The organism is Leclercia sp. LSNIH8 (assembly GCF_002920195.1).
GTDB lineage: Bacteria > Pseudomonadota > Gammaproteobacteria > Enterobacterales > Enterobacteriaceae > Enterobacter.
This window is the reverse complement of the sequence record NZ_PQJY01000003.1, coordinates 698,258-713,691: the sequence shown is the minus strand read 5'-3', so window position 1 is coordinate 713,691 and position 15,434 is coordinate 698,258. Positions and strand designations below refer to the sequence as shown.

Annotated in this window: 13 protein-coding genes; 5 read left to right on the top strand and 8 right to left on the bottom strand. The window is 53.0% G+C overall.

The window, feature by feature from the left end; translation table 11 throughout:
* Positions 1 to 315: 315 nt before the first annotated feature.
* A complete protein-coding gene (locus C3406_RS11910; RefSeq protein WP_103823806.1) occupies positions 316 to 2,355 on the top strand; it encodes a TonB-dependent copper receptor in 2,040 nt (679 codons plus the stop codon).
* Positions 2,356 to 2,399: 44 nt separating this feature from the next.
* Here C3406_RS11910 and C3406_RS11905 read toward each other — a convergent pair whose 3' ends face one another.
* Positions 2,400 to 3,683 (bottom strand): YeaH/YhbH family protein, encoded by a 1,284-nt coding sequence (locus C3406_RS11905; RefSeq protein WP_103823926.1) that lies wholly within the window; start codon positions 3,681 to 3,683, stop codon positions 2,400 to 2,402.
* 126 nt (positions 3,684 to 3,809) lie between these two features.
* Positions 3,810 to 5,744 (bottom strand): protein kinase YeaG, encoded by a 1,935-nt coding sequence (yeaG, locus tag C3406_RS11900; protein ID WP_103179251.1) that lies wholly within the window; start codon positions 5,742 to 5,744, stop codon positions 3,810 to 3,812.
* 434 nt (positions 5,745 to 6,178) lie between these two features.
* Between yeaG and C3406_RS11895 the strand changes: the two genes are divergently transcribed.
* Together C3406_RS11895 and C3406_RS11890 are read left to right on the top strand one after the other, a co-directional pair.
* Positions 6,179 to 6,925 (top strand): MipA/OmpV family protein, encoded by a 747-nt coding sequence (locus C3406_RS11895; protein ID WP_103823807.1) that lies wholly within the window; start codon positions 6,179 to 6,181, stop codon positions 6,923 to 6,925.
* Between the two features lie 90 nt (positions 6,926 to 7,015).
* The gene (locus tag C3406_RS11890; protein ID WP_103823808.1) at positions 7,016 to 7,870 is read left to right on the top strand and encodes an aldo/keto reductase; all 855 of its coding nucleotides are present in this window, start codon (positions 7,016 to 7,018) and stop codon (positions 7,868 to 7,870) included.
* Between the two features lie 46 nt (positions 7,871 to 7,916).
* On the opposite strand, the gene C3406_RS11885 is transcribed toward C3406_RS11890, so the two are convergent.
* Both C3406_RS11885 and gapA read right to left on the bottom strand, forming a co-directional pair.
* Positions 7,917 to 8,801: a D-hexose-6-phosphate mutarotase gene (locus C3406_RS11885; RefSeq protein WP_103823809.1), complete on the bottom strand. Its 885-nt coding sequence runs from the start codon at positions 8,799 to 8,801 to the stop codon at positions 7,917 to 7,919.
* A gap of 74 nt (positions 8,802 to 8,875) precedes the next feature.
* Positions 8,876 to 9,871 (bottom strand): glyceraldehyde-3-phosphate dehydrogenase, encoded by a 996-nt coding sequence (gapA, locus tag C3406_RS11880; protein ID WP_061495017.1) that lies wholly within the window; start codon positions 9,869 to 9,871, stop codon positions 8,876 to 8,878.
* Positions 9,872 to 10,212: 341 nt separating this feature from the next.
* Between gapA and msrB the strand changes: the two genes are divergently transcribed.
* The gene (msrB, locus tag C3406_RS11870) at positions 10,213 to 10,626 is read left to right on the top strand and encodes a peptide-methionine (R)-S-oxide reductase MsrB (RefSeq protein WP_103179256.1); all 414 of its coding nucleotides are present in this window, start codon (positions 10,213 to 10,215) and stop codon (positions 10,624 to 10,626) included.
* Positions 10,627 to 10,668: 42 nt separating this feature from the next.
* Positions 10,669 to 10,947 (top strand): YeaC family protein, encoded by a 279-nt coding sequence (locus C3406_RS11865; RefSeq protein ID WP_103179257.1) that lies wholly within the window; start codon positions 10,669 to 10,671, stop codon positions 10,945 to 10,947.
* A gap of 46 nt (positions 10,948 to 10,993) precedes the next feature.
* Here C3406_RS11865 and chiD read toward each other — a convergent pair whose 3' ends face one another.
* The 4 genes from chiD to ansA all read right to left on the bottom strand — a co-directional run bounded on the left by chiD (position 10,994) and on the right by ansA (position 15,386).
* The gene (chiD, locus tag C3406_RS11860) at positions 10,994 to 12,250 is read right to left on the bottom strand and encodes a chitinase ChiD (RefSeq protein WP_103823810.1); all 1,257 of its coding nucleotides are present in this window, start codon (positions 12,248 to 12,250) and stop codon (positions 10,994 to 10,996) included.
* 314 nt (positions 12,251 to 12,564) lie between these two features.
* On the bottom strand, positions 12,565 to 13,497 hold the full coding sequence (locus C3406_RS11855; RefSeq protein ID WP_103823811.1) for a glycosyltransferase family 32 protein: 933 nt from the start codon (positions 13,495 to 13,497) through the stop codon (positions 12,565 to 12,567).
* Between the two features lie 221 nt (positions 13,498 to 13,718).
* Positions 13,719 to 14,360, bottom strand: a complete 642-nt coding sequence (gene pncA, locus C3406_RS11850) for a bifunctional nicotinamidase/pyrazinamidase (RefSeq protein WP_103823812.1) — start codon at positions 14,358 to 14,360, stop codon at positions 13,719 to 13,721.
* 9 nt (positions 14,361 to 14,369) lie between these two features.
* Positions 14,370 to 15,386, bottom strand: coding sequence for an asparaginase (gene ansA / locus C3406_RS11845; RefSeq protein ID WP_103179260.1), 1,017 nt, complete (start codon positions 15,384 to 15,386; stop codon positions 14,370 to 14,372).
* Positions 15,387 to 15,434: the final 48 nt, after the last annotated feature.

Sequence of the window (15,434 nt, the reverse complement as noted above, 5' to 3'; positions counted from 1 at the left end):
AAAGAGTGTGATTTGGGCGATTGCCTGAAGTAGAGATACGGGGCGGACTAACGCCAATGAACAGGCGTGTCAGAGGCGGGAAAATGGCGTACTTTTCGAACAATCACCGCTGACGTTAAGTATCAGCAAAACCAACAACATGACAATTTTCAACTTTTTTCTACAGCTCTTATTCTCTTCAAGCAGCGTTGTTCCGGTGTACACACTTCTGCAAAATTTACGTCAGTTTATGTGCCTGCTCGTTAAGCACTTTCGTTAACGAAAGGATTCGGTTTGGCAGCGGTACACCACGCCACTCTTCGCTCAGGCACAGCAATGAAAAAATTAACGTTTAACCCCCATCCCCTGACTCTGGCGCTGATGACCCTCTTTTCCGGCGCAGCGCTTGCCACGGACACTATCAGCACAGCGCCGGTGAACGATCAGGATGTGATCACCGTGACGGCTCCGGTTCTTTCTCCACTTGAAGTGGTCACGTCGCCTAAAACTCCGCGCCAGCCGGTGCCAGCCAGTGACGGCTCGGATTACCTTAAAACCATCCCCGGCTTTAGCCAGATCCGTAACGGCGGCAGCAATGGCGATCCGGTATTTCGCGGCATGTTTGGCTCACGTCTGCGCCTGCTGACCAACGACAGCGAAATGCTGGGCGCCTGTCCGGCGCGAATGGATGCGCCAAGCTCGTACATCTCGCCGGAAAGCTACGATCTACTGACAGTCACCAAAGGGCCGGAAACCGTGCTCTGGGGGCCGGGAAACTCCGCCGGAACGGTGCGCTTCGAACGTGAACCGCCCCGTTTTGACAGCGCCGGCATCAAGGGCGACGCCAGCTTCCTCGCCGCTTCGAATGACCGCTTTGATGAAAATGCCGATGTCAGCTTTGGTAACGAGACGGGTTATGTACGTCTCAACGGCAATAAATCGAAATCGGGCGACTACAAAGACGGTAACGGCGATCGCGTGGCCTCGAAATGGGACAAGTGGAACACCGATCTGGCCATCGGCTGGACCCCGGATGCGGATACGTTACTGGAACTCACCGCCGGTCAGGGGGATGGCGACGCAAGCTATGCCGGGCGCGGCATGGACGGATCCCAGTTCAAGCGCGAAAGCCTGGGCCTGCGCTTTAAGAAAGAGAATATCGGCGACGTTTTCGATTCCCTGGAGATGAGCGCCTATTACAACTACGCCAACCACATCATGGACAATTACTCCATGCGCTCCCCCGGCACCCCGGATTCCGGCTCCATGAACGGCATGCCGATGGGATCGATGGATATGTCGATGCCGATGGAAAAACAGGTCGATCGTCGCACCGTCGGCGGCAGGATGTTGGGGACCTGGCTATGGTCAGATTTCCAGCTGCAAAGCGGGCTGGATATGCAGACCAACACCCATCGCAGCAATGAAGATGATGAGGACAAAGGCTGGCAGGAGGATGCACGTTTTCACGATTACGGCGCGTTCAGCGAGCTGACGTGGAATGCGACCGATCTGAGTAAAGTGATTGGCGGCGCACGTCTGGATAAGGTCGAAGTGGATAACTATACCGGCATCGGCAGCGACAGCCGCGAGGATACCCTTCCGGCGGGCTTCCTGCGCGTGGAGCATAATCTGGGCACGGCACCGGCGATGGTCTACGCCGGGCTCGGTTATACCGAACGTTTCCCCGATTACTGGGAGCTGTTTTCGCCTACCTATGGCCCGGATGGCACCTCGGATGTTTTTGATAATCTCAAACCAGAGCAAACCACCCAGCTTGACCTCGGCGCCCAGTACAAAGGCGAGCGCACTACCGGGTGGATCTCCGCCTATGTCGGGCGCATCAACGACTTTATCCTGTTTAGCTACGATCCAAACGATTCCCACGTCAGCCAGGCCGACAACGTGGATGCCACCATTATGGGCGGGGAGATGGGCGCCTCGTATCAGCTGAGCGATCAGTGGAAAACCGATGCTACCCTCAACTACGCTTGGGGAGAGAACACGGACGATCACCAGCCGCTGCCGCAAATGCCGCCGCTGGAGGCACGTCTTGGCCTCACGTGGGAGCAGGGCGACTGGAGTTCAACCGGCCTGCTGCGCATGGTGAGCCCGCAGCATCGGGTGGCGATGAACGAAGGTAACGTGGTCGGGAAAGATTTCGATCAGAGCGCTGGCTTTGCCATTCTCTCCGCCAACGCAGCATGGAAGGTGAATAACTACCTGAAGCTGAGCAGCGGCGTCGATAACCTTCTGGACAAGAACTACAGCGAACACCTGAACCTGGCGGGGAACAGCAGCTTTGGCTACTCCTCCGACACGCCGGTCAATGAACCGGGTCGGACCGTGTGGGCAAAAATGAACGTTACGTTCTGACAGAGAGCTAAAGTAAAACCGCCGGTCAATGACCGGCGGTGGCGTTAACTGTTGCTGGTGGCAGATTGCTTATGGAAAAGCTCTCTGAATACCGGATAGATATCGTCCTGGTCGCGAATGTGCTGCATCGCGAAATTATCAAACGTGCTTTGCAGATGTTCATACTCACGCCACAGCGTCTGGTGGGCGCGGCGGGTGATCTCAATATAGCTGTAGTAACGCACCACAGGCAGCAATTTTTTCGCCAGAATTTCATGGCACAGCGGCGAATCGTCTGCCCAGTTATCACCGTCCGACGCCTGAGCAGCATAGATGTTCCACTGCGCCGGGTCGTAACGCTCTTTCACCACCTCATCCATCAGCTTCAGGGCACTGGAAACGATAGTACCGCCCGTCTCCTGTGAGTAGAAGAACTCATGCTCATCCACCTCTTTGGCTTGGGTGTGATGGCGAATATAGACCACTTCCACGTTCTTATAGGTCCGGCTCAGGAAGAGATAGAGCAGAATATAAAAGCGCTTGGCCATATCTTTGGTGGCCTGATCCATCGAGCCGGAAACGTCCATCAGGCAGAACATCACCGCCTGGCTTGAAGGTTCAGGACGCTTTTCATAGTTCTTGTAACGCAGGTCAAAGGTGTCGATAAACGGCACGCGCTCGATTTTAGCGCGCAGTTCAGCGATCTCTTTGCGTAAACGCTCCTCTTCCAGCAGCTGCGCTGGCTCGCTTTTTGCCACGATATCCAGGCTTGCTTCCAGCTCGCGCAGTTCACGCCGTTTGCCCGCGGTCATGGCGGTACGGCGCGCCAGTGAGTTCTGCAGCGAACGCACCACGCTGATATTTGCCGGCACGCCGTTGGCGGTAAAACCGGCCCGGTGGGTTTTGTATTCGTTTAACTGACGATGCTGGTTCTTCTTCAGATTCGGCAGGGCCAAATCTTCAAACAGCAGATCCAGATACTCATCCTTGGAGATCTGAAACACAAACTCGTCCTGACCTTCACCATCCTGGCTGGCCTGGCCCTGACCACTGCCGCCGCCACCACCGCCCCCTTGTGGACGTTCAATACGGTCATTCTGCACAAAATGGTCATTACCGGGATGAACGCGATGGCGCAGACCACCGCGTCCCTGATGGAACATCGGTTCGCTAATATCATCCGTCGGGATAGAGACGGACTCCCCGCTGTCTACGTCGGTCACCGAACGCTTGTTAATGGCCTCGGAGATCGACTGTTTGATTTGCGCTTTATAACGACGCAAGAAGCGCTGGCGATTCACCGTGCTCTTGTTTTTGCCGTTAAGACGCCGGTCAATAAACCAGGTCATATGCCCCCCGTACTGCATTTGCCAACTTTCAGTGCCCGTAAGTGCCGGATAGCGCTGACGCTTATCCGGCCTACGGAACATTGTTGTAGGCCCGGCAAGCTACATGCCGCCGAGCTTTTTGGGTTGTTAAGACGACTTACGCACGCGCAGGTACCATTCGCAGAGCAGGCGAACCTGTTTGCGGGTGTAGCCTTTCTCCATCATGCGGTCGACAAAATCGTCGTGCTTTTTCTGCTCGTCAGTTGAGGTTTTGGCATTGAACGAAATGACCGGCAACAGCTCTTCGGTATTGGAGAACATTTTCTTCTCAATCACGGTGCGCAGTTTTTCGTAGCTGGTCCAGTTTGGATTCCGTCCGCTAAAGTTCGCTCTGGCGCGCAGTACGAAGTTGACGATCTCATTACGGAAGTCTTTCGGGTTACTGATCCCGGCAGGCTTCTCGATTTTTTCCAGTTCCGCATTCAGTGACTCGCGGTCAAACAGCTGGCCGGTATCCGGGTCGCGGTACTCCTGATCCTGGATCCAGAAATCGGCATAGGTGACATAGCGGTCAAAAATGTTCTGCCCGTATTCGGAGTAAGATTCCAGATAGGCGGTCTGGATCTCTTTGCCAATAAACTCGGCATATTTCGGGATCAGATAGCCTTTCAGGAACTCCAGATAACGTTCAGCCTGCTCCTGCGGGAACTGTTCACGCTCAATCTGCTGCTCCAGTACATAGAAGAGGTGTACCGGGTTAGCGGCCACTTCGGTGTGGTCAAAGTTGAACACACGGGAGAGGATTTTGAACGCGAAACGCGTGGAGAGACCGTTCATCCCTTCATCGACACCGGCGTAGTCACGATACTCCTGATAGGATTTCGCTTTCGGGTCGGTATCTTTCAGGCTTTCACCGTCGTAAACACGCATTTTCGAGTAGATGCTGGAGTTTTCTGGCTCTTTCAGGCGCGACAGGATTGAGAAGCGCGACAGCGTCTCCAGGGTTCCCGGGGCGCAAGGGGCATGAACCAGCTCACTGTGGTTAAGCAGTTTTTCGTAAATCTTGATCTCTTCGGAGATCCGCAGGCAATAAGGCACTTTGACGATGTAAACACGGTCAAGGAAGGCCTCGTTGTTTTTATTGTTTCTGAACTGAACCCATTCAGATTCGTTGGAGTGCGCCAGGATAATGCCGTTAAACGGCAGGGCGGAAATACCTTCCGTCCCGTTGTAGTTACCTTCCTGGGTTGCCGTCAACAGCGGATGCAGCACCTTAATCGGCGCTTTAAACATCTCGACGAACTCCATAATCCCCTGGTTGGCGCGGCACAGCGCACCGGAATAGCCGTATGCGTCAGGATCGTTTTGCGCGTGGTTTTCCAGTTTACGGATATCCACTTTACCCACCAGCGCAGAGATATCCTGGTTGTTCTCATCACCCGGTTCAGTTTTGGCAATCGCAATCTGCTCCAGAATGGATGGCCATACTTTCACCACGCGGAATTTGGTGATATCACCGCCAAATTCATGCAGGCGTTTCGCTGCCCACGGCGACATGATCGTCCCCAGATAGCGGCGAGGAATGCCATACTCTTTATCCAGTATCTGCGCATCTTCCTGCGGGTTAAACAGGCACAGCGGATGATCGTTAACCGGGCTGCGTTCACCGTTGGCGCTCAGCACGTAAATCGGCACGCGCTGCATCAACGATTTCAGCCGCTCGGCCAGCGAGGATTTACCGCCGCCAACGGGACCCAACAGATACAAAATCTGTTTCTTCTCTTCCAGACCCTGAGCAGCATGTTTCAGATAAGAGACAATCTGCTCGATGGCATCTTCCATGCCGTAAAATTCTTCAAACGCAGGATATCGGGCGACGACCCGATTCGAAAACAGACGGGAAAGCCGTGGCTCCTGGGCGGTATCAACCATATTTGGCTCACCGATAGCCATCAATAGTCGTTCCGCCGCATTGGCATAAGCACTGCGATCTTGCCGGCAGATGGTAAGAAACTCCTGCAGTGTGAACTCTTCGTCCTTGGCAGCTTCATAACGCTGGCGATAGTGATCGAATATATTCATGGCATGCCGTCCTTTCGTTTTTTAGCACAGGAAAAGAGCCGTTCATATGAATAGTAGAGGCTCCCGGAAGCGGGATCCGTTGCACCTCACTGCCAGAGCAGCAACCCGTGTGCCAGGTCGGGCGGCTGAAACTGCGGGGTGATCAGGTATTCAGCTTCTTAAAATTAAGCGTAGATGGCATTTGCAAAACTTGCATGTATGCAAAAACTAATTTCAATGACATATCAATAACTCATCCAAAAAAATAGCCAAATCTTAAACGTCAAACACACTTCTTTCACTGAACGGTAATGCGCGTGACAGCGTTTCGTCATCTGCCGCAAACAAAATAGTCGGTTAATCAAAATGATTAGGAGACAAAAAATTTTGAGCAATGGGGGGGATGACGGTTACACTTCACACGCTGATTATTTGACTACAGGAAAGAATGGATTGTGACCAAACTCAAACTTCTGGCACTGGGGATTATCGTTGCCACCTCAGTGAGTACAGCATACGCGGAGAATCAGTGGTCAATTGGTGCTGGTGTCGGCGTAATCAATAGCCCTTATAAACAGTACGATCGTGATTTTTACCCGGTTCCGGTTATCACCTATGAAGGCGATAACTTCTGGTTCCGTGGGCTGGGCGGTGGCTACTATCTGTGGAACGACCAGATCGACAAACTCTCCATCATGGCTTATTACGACCCGACGCACTTCAAGCCAGGCGACAGCGATAACTATCGGCTTCGCCAGCTCGACAAACGTAAGAGCACTATGATGGCGGGCGTTTCCTGGGTCCATAACACCGAATACGGTTTCCTGCGCACCGCCCTGGCTGGCGACACGCTCGACAACAGCAACGGTTATATCTGGGATCTGGCGTGGTTGTACCGTTACACCAACGGCGGGCTGACGCTCACCCCGGGCATCGGTCTGGAGTACAGCAGCGACAACTACAACGACTACTATTATGGCGTGTCCCATAAAGAATCACGCCGCAGCGGTCTGCATAGCTATGATGCAGACGATGGCTGGAGCCCGTACCTGGAGCTGACCGCCAGCTATAAGTTTGCCTCTGACTGGAACGTCTACGCTACGGGCCGTTATAACCGCCTGAGTGACGAGGTGAAGGATAGCCCGATGGTCGATAAGTCCTGGACCGGTCTGATGTCGATGGGTGTGACTTACAGTTTCTGATTGTGCATTTGTACTGCGCAATTTGTGCATCATAACGGGGCCCTCGGGCCCCGTTTGTTTTAGGGTGGTGCAGACAAACAGGAGCGTATTATGAGCGAAAAAACCGTCAACTTTGGCGACAACAGGGTGCTTCCGGCCATCGGTCAGGGCACCTGGTATATGGGTGAAAAGGCAAGCCAGCGCCGCCAGGAGAGCGATGCCTTACGGGCAGGCATTGACCGCGGGCTGACGCTGATTGATACCGCCGAGATGTATGCCGAGGGCGGGGCGGAAGAGGTGGTCGGTGAGGCGATTAAGGGCCAGCGTGATGAGGTTTTTCTGGTTTCCAAAGTCTACCCGTGGAATGCAGGAGGACAAAAAGGGGTTGCTGCCTGCGAAGCCAGCCTGCGCCGTCTGGGCACCGATCATATTGACCTCTATCTGCTGCACTGGCGGGGAAATTACGCTCTGGCAGAGACTGTCGAACTGATGGAGACGCTGCAACAGCAGGGCAAAATTGGCCGCTGGGGCGTCTCGAACCTTGATTATGCGGATATGCAGGAGCTGGGACAGGTGCCGGGCGGGCAGGCCTGTGCCACTAATCAGGTACTCTACCATCTGGCCTCACGCGGTATCGAATATGATCTGTTGCCCTGGTGCCAGCAGCAGTCTATGCCGGTGATGGCCTATTGCCCGCTGGCGCAGGCCGGGCGACTGCGCGCCGGGCTGATGAATCACCCGGTCGTCAATGCGATTGCCAAAGAGTACAACGCCACGGCGGCCCAGGTGCTGCTGGCGTGGGTGATCAGTCACCCTGGGGTGATGGCGATCCCGAAGGCGTCATCAATCATGCATGTGGAAGAGAACGCGGGCGCGCTGGGCATTACCCTCTCAGCAGAGGCGTTACAGAAGCTGGATGCCGCCTTCCCTGCGCCGAAAAACAAAACGGCATTAGACGTGGTGTGAAGTGAACGTCATGCCCTCTCAGCATGGAGAGGGCAAGGGCAGGGCATTAACGCTTCACAATGTGAATGGTCTGTCCCAGACGGGTCGGTTTCTCTTCCGTCGCTTTTTGCGGTTCGCTAACGCAGGCGGTCTCTACGCAAACAAAGGTTTTATAACCGTCATCCGGCATATCACCCATGCTGACTGACAGCGCCGGGCCAGGGTTCCAGCCAACCACGTTGCTGTGGTGGTGATGAATTACTTCAATGGCGCGGTTCAGGGAGGTATCTTCGATAACGCTGCACGCTTCCGGGTTCAGATAGACGCGGTCGGTACGATCCGGGAAGGTCTGTGCGCCGTCGGTCAGTCGGCCTTCTTTCGCATTATCCACTTTGTCGATAAAGGTATCGCCAAGACCATTCACGGTGACGGCAGCGATATCGCCGACGTTGAAATAGGTGTGCAGAGCGGAAGTGGTTTCAAATTCACCGTGCGCTTCCAGTTCGATCTCGCAGGTTTTACCCAGCTTAAAGCGAGCGTAGAGAGTGAAGTCGTGCGGCCAGAGTTTGCGCGTTTCATCATCGCTTTGCAGTTCAAAGGTTAACACCACGCCGGACTCATCTTCGTTGTGGGCTTTCAGCGTCCACGGCAGGTTGCGGGCAAAACCGTGCGACGGCAGACCCTCCAGCGTCGCCGGGCCAAACCACGGCCAGCAGATTGGTACGCCGCCACGAATAGCGGCCCCTTTTTTAAAGGAGGTGATATCGCTTAGCCACAGCGCTTCCATCTCACCTTCCGGCTGCCAGGAGAGCAGGTGCGCGCCGTGCAGGGCAACAGAAGCCTGAACTTGCGGATGGTCAACTACGATCACTTCAACATCGTCAATCTGACGGCGGGAAAGCACAGGGGTAAGCTGTTCGACTACCGGAAGTGCAAAAATTGTTTTAATCATTACGCAATCCTCTGTCTTTAAAGCAAAAAAAAGGCGACCAGGGGTCGCCTTTTTGGATCAATTTCTCATCTCACTTATTTGGAGATGTGAGCGATCAGGTCCAGAACTTTGTTAGAGTAGCCGGTTTCGTTGTCGTACCAGGAAACCAGTTTCACGAAGTTGTCGTTCAGTGCGATACCTGCTTTAGCATCGAACACGGAAGTGCAAACTTCGCCGTTGAAATCGGTAGAAACAACGTCGTCTTCGGTGTAACCCAGAACGCCTTTCATTGGGCCTTCAGAAGCCGCTTTGATTGCTTTCTTGATTTCTTCGTAGCTTGCTGCTTTTTCCAGACGAACGGTCAGGTCAACAACAGATACGTTTGGAGTTGGAACGCGGAACGCCATACCAGTCAGTTTGCCGTTCAGTTCTGGCAGAACTTTACCTACAGCTTTAGCTGCGCCGGTAGAAGATGGGATGATGTTCTGAGCTGCGCCGCGGCCGCCGCGCCAGTCTTTGTGAGACGGGCCGTCAACGGTTTTCTGAGTCGCGGTGGTTGCGTGAACAGTAGTCATCAGACCTTCGATGATGCCGAAGTTGTCGTTGATAACTTTTGCCAGCGGTGCCAAGCAGTTAGTGGTGCAGGATGCGTTAGAAACGATGTCCTGGCCAGCGTAAGTTTCGAAGTTAGCACCACGAACGAACATTGGGGTGTTGTCTTTGGAAGGACCGGTCAGAACAACTTTTTTCGCGCCAGCGGTGATGTGCTTACGCGCAGTTTCGTCGGTCAGGAAGATACCGGTTGCTTCAGCAACAACGTCAACACCGATTTCGTTCCATTTCAGGTTAGCTGGGTCTTTTTCAGCAGTAACACGGATGGTTTTGCCATTAACAACCAGGTGGCCGTCTTTCACTTCAACGGTGCCGTTGAAACGACCGTGAGTTGAGTCGTACTTCAGCATGTATGCCATGTACTCAGCGTCTAACAGATCGTTGATGCCAACGATTTCGATGTCAGAACGTTCCTGCGCAGCACGGAAAACAATACGGCCGATACGGCCAAAACCGTTGATACCTACTTTGATAGTCATATATTCCACCAGCTATTTGTTAGTGAATAAAAGGTTGCGTGTAAAATTACAAAAACCTTACGCAGCGTCAAGCGGAATCGTGTCAATCATTGCGACAAATCAATCCTTAGCATTAGCTTTGCTCGATTGACCTACCTCACATTCCCTTGGAGCTTGCACCCATATGGGGCCTGCGCACGGAATTTTAAAGGGCTGCCCACATAAAAACGTGGAGTAGATCACATTTGTCTGACCGCCTCTGCGCAACGAGTAAGTTTAGATCAAAAGTTCATACTTCAGTGTTAATGTTTTGTTAGAATCGACAGTAAAAGTTGTCTGTTTCAACTGCGAGATGTAAGCCTATGTCGAATCAACATAACTCCGATGAACTGAAAAAAAACCTCACCGAAATGCAGTTCTACGTGACGCAAAATCACGGGACAGAACCGCCATTCACCGGGCGTCTGCTGCATAACAAAAGGGACGGTGTTTACCACTGCCTGGTCTGTGACGCTGCGCTGTTTAACTCCCAGAGTAAATACGATTCTGGCTGTGGCTGGCCAAGCTTCTATGAACCGGTTAGTGAAGAGGCCATTCACTATCTGAAGGACCTCAGCCACGGTATGGAGCGCATCGAGATCCGCTGCGGAAACTGTGACGCCCATCTCGGTCACGTCTTCCCGGATGGCCCACAGCCGACAGGCGAGCGTTTTTGCGTCAATTCCGCCTCCTTAAGCTTCACCGACGACGAGAATGGCGACCAGACGAAAGGCTGAAAAATCGATTCAGCAAATTATTCCTTCGGAGCCCGATTTAACATGAATATTGAAGAGATGATCAACGGCATGACGCCGGAAGTGTATCAGCGTCTGGTCACGGCGGTGGAGCTTGGCAAATGGGCCGATGGCGTGGCCCTGACCCCGGAGCAGAAAGAGAATTGCCTGCAACTGGTGATGCTCTGGCAGGCGCGCAATAACACCGAAGCGCAGCATATGACCATCGACACCCAGGGCCAGATGGTGATGAAAAGCAAACAGCAGCTGAAGGAAGATTTTGGTATTGCACCGAAGCCGATTGCGACGCTGAAGGTCCAGTAATCAGAACCATTGCAGCCCGGTGATGGCTCACCGGGCCTGTTTAACGTTACGGGTGTTTTATCCCCAGCGACTCGGCCAGCTGCTTCGCCAGCTGGTTATTGTCATCCGCGCCGTACTCCCAGAACATCGCTCCGGCCAGACCTTTCTCTTTGATGTACTCGGCTTTGATTGCCACCGAGCGCGGATTTTCATACGACAGGGCAAACAGCGGATTGCCGTTATCGGATTTCACCGACAGCCACGGCACTTTCGCCTCATCTTCCCACTGCTCGGTAAACCGTTTCTGCGGATCGTTTAAAAACGTCTTCACAATGTCGTTGTATTTCACGTAGGTATCTTTGGTCAGATCGTAGCCCAGTGATTTGAACAGGGCGATCTGCTGTGCGCTGAAGTAGGGCTGGGTCGCGGGATTTTTCTGCGCGTCCGGTTTGCTCCAGTCGATACCCGGCTCGACGGCGCGTTTCGGCACGCGACCATAGAAGCCGATACCCAGGTTCATCTGTTGCGGCTTCAGCCCGGCGGCCAGATAGTTGTTCACCACAAAGTCGACGCTGTATTTATCCGCGGCGGCAACGGTCGGCCAGGCGCTGGAGTCATACAGGTTGGCGTTAAAATACTGGGTGCCATACGCCATGTCGTAGGTCATCAGGTTGATGTAATCGAGCAGGGGCGCCACTGCTTTCACGTCCACCCAGCTTTTCGGGCTCTCGGCGTTGGCGCCCACCGCGATGGTCACCAGTTTTTTATGTCCGAACGCGGCACGCAGTTCTTTCAGCAGGGCGGTAAAGTTAGCCCGGTCTTCTGGCTTGCTGGCGACCAGCCCCCATGCGCCGTTAACCGGAAACTCCCAGTCGAGATCGATCCCGTCGAGGCCATATTTCTCTACGATCGCCTGTGCGGAGCGGATAAACACTGCGCGGGTCTCTGGGGTGGATGCCGCGCCCGAGAAGCCACGGGCCCCCCAGCCGCCGACAGAGAGCAGAACCTTGAGAGCGGGGTTCTGTTTACGCAGGACAGGGAGCAAAGCCAGATCGGCTTCAACCTTAGGGGATAGCCAGATTTGATGCAGTTTAGCGGGGTCTTTTAACGCCGGATTGGTTTCGTCTTTCTCGTCGTTATAGATCAGGCCAAAGGAGTAGTTCAGATGGGTGATCTGGCGAACATCGAGTTTATTGATATCCCCGCCCGGCCCGGCGGTGACGTCGCCGCCGCCGTTAAAATAGCCGACGGACATCAGCGAACTGGCGGAAGCAATGGATGCGCAAAACAGGGGTAAAGCTGCCAGCAAGGGCAAACGTTTCATACAAGTTCCTCTTTGACTTAATAAAAATAACCACGCCACGGAAAGGCGTGGCGAAAAACAGCCTGAACATCGTGGCATAGTGCGAAAATGAAAACTGCGAGGTCATTCACGGCATGGTAGTCACAAGGATGTGAATGTTGCTGATTTTTAGCAGTTTATTTAATGAAATGGCTGATATTTCAGATTGCGGCAAGCGAATCACATTCAGGATACCCATAAGTAACAGGCGCAATCTGGACTTGAGTCTATGGTTTTTGTACTAAGGGCCCCGAATATTTACATAATGCTTTTTTTCTGCGGGTTAACTTGTTGACCTATAAAACATATATAGCAAGCACGGCAACGGGTGCCGTCAATAAGGTGCCAAAAATGAGAGCTGCTCGTTTACTACTAACAGTTACACGGCATTTTTTGATTTTTTCAACAACGTTACGCGTTTCATTGATCGTGTTTTTCTTTAAACGATCTAACGGATGAATAAACCACAGCCATAACTGGTATTTATAGTAGTCATGCTTGCTGAGCTTAACGATAGGAGACCGTAAGCGCGCATAAGCGCTTTTGCGTATCTGCTTAAGGACTTTTTTGTTCACATTGCAATAAACAAGGCCAATATCACGATGATTTTTAACTATTTTTATCGTATTATCAGATTGCGCTGCGCGAAGCGCAAGTGTATACGTAATAGGGCCACTGGTGCGTAATACGCCTCTCATACCTATTCCATATACCCAGGGTTTGTAATTCTGCAGTCTGTCAATCACTTCGCGAATGACACATTTCATCTGGAGAGAACCTTGTGCAGCAATAATATTCCACTGTTGATACTCACCATGGCTAAGATAAGACAATTCGGGGTGCAACCCTTTTTTATGATCACTACCTGATACGGCATTGTCCCAATGGCAAAGAATCATTTCATAATCGCCGGTAATGAATTCGTCGAGTGGACGAGAACAAAAGCTTTTAATATCAAGGTAAACGCCACCTTCATTATAAATCACCAGATAACGAAAAAGGTCGGCTCTCACAGCACCATATTCCGGGTTGATGCGTAGATAAAGTGCCAGCATCTCCTTACCAAAAAAAGCATTTATGTAACGAACGATATCCTTCTCATCATAAAACCGGTATTCCCATCCTGGGTTTTTTTGCCTTAATGTATGAATTTGATCCTTTATATCATCAGGCAATCTGTACCACCCACGCGTGTAGATCTGATGAATGATTTTAGGGATAGGTTTCATTGAATACCCTTGATTTCAGGATGGTGATGATAACTGTATAACCACTGATTATTGTGTATTCAGACTACAGGTATGGAACCAAGTTCAACGGATTACAGTAAAGGTAGTAAAGAATGAGAGACGAATTGCAAAAAGAAAGGGGAACAGATTTTTTTCCGGAAAAGTTAAAATTTAGCGTATGAAAGAACTCATTCCGGTTACTTCCGTAACCGGAATGTATTTTACCGCTGCGTCTCCTGCCAGTCCGCCAGCGTATACAGAGTGGCACCTTCGGCCGCCATATCCATAAACGCCTGGGCGCTGTCCTGGCGCTGAATATTCACCCCGCGACAACCGTCGGTAATGACGTTCACCCGGTAGCCCAGCTGCAACGCATCCAGCACGGTAAATTTCACGCAGTAGTCCGTCGCCAGCCCCATCACAATCAGCTCCACGATTTCGTGATGGCGCAGCCACTGATCCAGCCCCGTTTTTTGTCGGTGCCCATTGTCGAAAAAGGCGCTGTAGCTATCGATGTCAGGGTTTTCACCCTTCTGGAACACCGCGTCAATGGCTTTGCTGTTAAGCAGGGGATGCAGCTCGGCGCCTTCGGTATGCTGCACGCAGTGATCGGGCCAGAAGGTCTGCGGCAGGCCGTCCAGTTCGCCTTCGGTGAAGGGCTCGACGTCATGCTGTCTGGCAAAGCTACCGTGATCCGCCGGGTGCCAGTCCTGGCTGGCAACCACCGCTTCACCGCGCGCCTTACACCACGCAATCAGTTCGTTGGCGATGTCGACCGTGCTGTCGCCTTCGGCCACCGCCAGCGCGCCGCCTGCACAAAAATCATTCTGTAAATCGACCAGTAACAGGGCTCGTTGCTTCATAGGAACTCCTTATTCGTCTGGCGTCAGTTCGCCACGCAGGTTTTGCATCATCGCGGTGCGGATCGCCTGCACATCCAGATCCTGACTGAGTAAGTAGTGAAGTTTAGTCAGGGTAGCCTCTACCGTCATATCGAATCCGCTCACTACCCCCGCTTGCGCCAGGGCGTTACCGGTGGCGTAGCCGCCCATGTTCACTTTACCGGACATACACTGGGTCAGGTTCACCACCACAATCCCGCGGCTGCTCGCCTCCTGAAGTTCTTTCAGGAACTCGCCGTTCTGCGGGGCGTTACCCACGCCGTAGGAGCGCAGGATCAGCGCTTTCACCGGCTGACGCAGGAAGTTACGTACCACCTCAGCGGAGATGCCCGGGTAGATCGTCACCACGCCAATCGGCTGCGGGGTGATCGGATGGACCACCAGCTCGCCGGAGGTGTGCGGCGCCGGAGGCGTACCGAGGCGGCGAATATGAATACCCGCTTCCAACAGTGGCGTGAGGTTGGGTGAGGCAAAGGCGTCAAAGCCGTCCGCGTGGGCCTTGGTGGTACGGTTGCCGCGGTAGAGCCGGTTATTGAAGAACAGGCTCACTTCGTTAATCGGGAAATTGGCCGCCACGTACAGGGAGTTAAGCAGATTGATCTGGCCGTCGGAACGCAGCTCCGCCAGCGGGATCTGCGAGCCGGTGACGATCACCGGCTTACTGAGGTTTTCCAGCATAAAAGAGAGCGCCGAGGCGGTAAACGCCATGGTGTCGGTGCCGTGCAGGATCACAAAGCCATCGTAGTCGTCGTAATGCGCTTTAATGTCGTCGGCGATGTGCTGCCAGTCTTCCGGGGTCATGTCGGAAGAGTCCATCAGCGGATCATACTCGTGAATGGTGAAGTCCGGCATCTCCGGGCGGTGGAATTCAGGCATTAATGCCAGCTGGCGCTGCAGGTGGCCAGATACCGGGATGTAGCCATTTTCTGAACGCTGCATACCGATGGTACCGCCGGTATAGGCCACATAAATTGATTTCTTTTGCATGATGTAATGTTCTTGGGCTTCAAAGAAAAATCCCCTCTTTGTGGAAGA

What these genes read in the sequence shown, in the direction of transcription:
- pncA (WP_103823812.1), bottom strand. Translation starts at nt 14,360, where the DNA reads ATGAAGCAACGAGCCCTGTTACTGGTCGATTTACAGAATGATTTTTGT.
- gapA (WP_061495017.1), bottom strand. Translation starts at nt 9,871, where the DNA reads ATGACTATCAAAGTAGGTATCAACGGTTTTGGCCGTATCGGCCGTATT.
- yeaG (WP_103179251.1), bottom strand. Translation starts at nt 5,744, where the DNA reads ATGAATATATTCGATCACTATCGCCAGCGTTATGAAGCTGCCAAGGAC.
- C3406_RS11890 (WP_103823808.1), top strand. Translation starts at nt 7,016, where the DNA reads ATGAGCGAAAAAACCGTCAACTTTGGCGACAACAGGGTGCTTCCGGCC.
- chiD (WP_103823810.1), bottom strand. Translation starts at nt 12,250, where the DNA reads ATGAAACGTTTGCCCTTGCTGGCAGCTTTACCCCTGTTTTGCGCATCC.
- C3406_RS11865 (WP_103179257.1), top strand. Translation starts at nt 10,669, where the DNA reads ATGAATATTGAAGAGATGATCAACGGCATGACGCCGGAAGTGTATCAG.
- msrB (WP_103179256.1), top strand. Translation starts at nt 10,213, where the DNA reads ATGTCGAATCAACATAACTCCGATGAACTGAAAAAAAACCTCACCGAA.
- C3406_RS11910 (WP_103823806.1), top strand. Translation starts at nt 316, where the DNA reads ATGAAAAAATTAACGTTTAACCCCCATCCCCTGACTCTGGCGCTGATG.
- C3406_RS11905 (WP_103823926.1), bottom strand. Translation starts at nt 3,683, where the DNA reads ATGACCTGGTTTATTGACCGGCGTCTTAACGGCAAAAACAAGAGCACG.
- C3406_RS11885 (WP_103823809.1), bottom strand. Translation starts at nt 8,801, where the DNA reads ATGATTAAAACAATTTTTGCACTTCCGGTAGTCGAACAGCTTACCCCT.
- ansA (WP_103179260.1), bottom strand. Translation starts at nt 15,386, where the DNA reads ATGCAAAAGAAATCAATTTATGTGGCCTATACCGGCGGTACCATCGGT.
- C3406_RS11855 (WP_103823811.1), bottom strand. Translation starts at nt 13,497, where the DNA reads ATGAAACCTATCCCTAAAATCATTCATCAGATCTACACGCGTGGGTGG.